Origin of the sequence: Propioniciclava sp., from assembly GCF_029977985.1 — a bacterium.
GTDB lineage: Bacteria > Actinomycetota > Actinomycetes > Propionibacteriales > Propionibacteriaceae > Propioniciclava.
In genome coordinates this window covers 1-1,195 of record NZ_JARKOT010000047.1, presented here as the reverse complement: position 1 = coordinate 1,195, position 1,195 = coordinate 1, and the positions used below count along the sequence as shown (strand labels likewise).

Sequence of the window (1,195 nt, the reverse complement as noted above, 5' to 3'; positions counted from 1 at the left end):
GAAGGTCATCGTCGCCGCGGTCACCGAGTCGTACCAGCAGCGCACCGACCTGGCGGGCCTGAGCGTCGTCTTCGGAGCCGGTTCGACGGCGGAGGTCGGGCAGCGCATCCAGTGGAACACCACGATCTTCGACACCCAGGCGGCCCAGAAGGCCCGCCTCGATGCCATCCTGCTGGAACTTCAGAAGGCACGCGACGAGGCGGCAGCACTGGAGGCGCAGGTCGCCCGGGCCAAGCAGGAGGCGGCGGACAACGTTGAGCGCGTCAGCGCGCTCGAGGCTGCCCTGGCTGCGCAGGAGCAGGCAGTGGCCGCGTTGGTGGCGGCCAACCAGTCGGCGAAGCAAGCCGCCGAAGCCGAACTTGCCGCCGACGAGGCCGAGTTCGCCAGCTACGCAGCCCAGGAAGACCAACTCCAACGCGAGATCCAGGGCGAGCTGGCACGTCTCCAGGCAGAGGCGGCGGCCCGGGAGAAGGCGGCTCGTGAGACGGCGGCTCGTGAGGCGGCGGCTCGTGAGGCGGCGGCTCGTGAGGCGGCGGCTCGTGAGGCGGCGGCTCGTGAGGCGGCGGCTCGTGAGGCGGCGCAGGCTACGGCGCGCTCTGCGGCGGCGCCGCAGGCCCCCGCGCGTGCCTCGACGCCGTCCCGTTCCGCTGGGCGGGCGGTCTCGTCCTACGGACTGACCCGGCCGATCGATGCCAGCCCGGGTTCGCCCTTCGGCCTCCGCTTCCACCCGATCCTCAAGTACTGGCGCATGCACAACGGCAACGACTGGGGTGCCGCGACCGGCACCCCGATCTACGCGGCGGCGGACGGTGTCGTCCTCAAGGCGGGTCCGAACGGCGGCTTCGGCAATTTCGTGCTCGTCGGCCATGACAGCGCCATTGCGGGCAAGTACGTCACGACCGGCTATGCCCATCAGTCGCGCATCGCGGTGTCGGTGGGTGAGCGGGTCACGCGTGGCCAGGTCATCGGGTACGTCGGCAGCACGGGCCTGTCCACCACGCCTCACTTGCACTTCGAGGTGCGGTTGAACGGCGTCCCGGTGAACCCGATGCTCTACCTTCCCTGACCGGAGGGGTGGTCGCGGCGGCTATGCTGAGTCGCCACCGCGTCAACGAAGGGGGAGAGTCGTCATGCCACGGCCGACGGGTCGGGTGCTGGTCGCCCAGAACAAGAAGGCGCGCCACGACTACCACAT

1 protein-coding gene is annotated in these 1,195 nt (G+C 70.4%); it reads left to right on the top strand.

Translation table 11 applies throughout. The annotated features are described in order from the left end of the window. The coding region (locus tag Q1K57_RS02855) for a M23 family metallopeptidase (RefSeq protein ID WP_300078801.1) at positions 1-1,066 on the top strand (1,066 nt) is incomplete at its 5' end. Positions 1,067-1,195 lie beyond the last annotated feature (129 nt).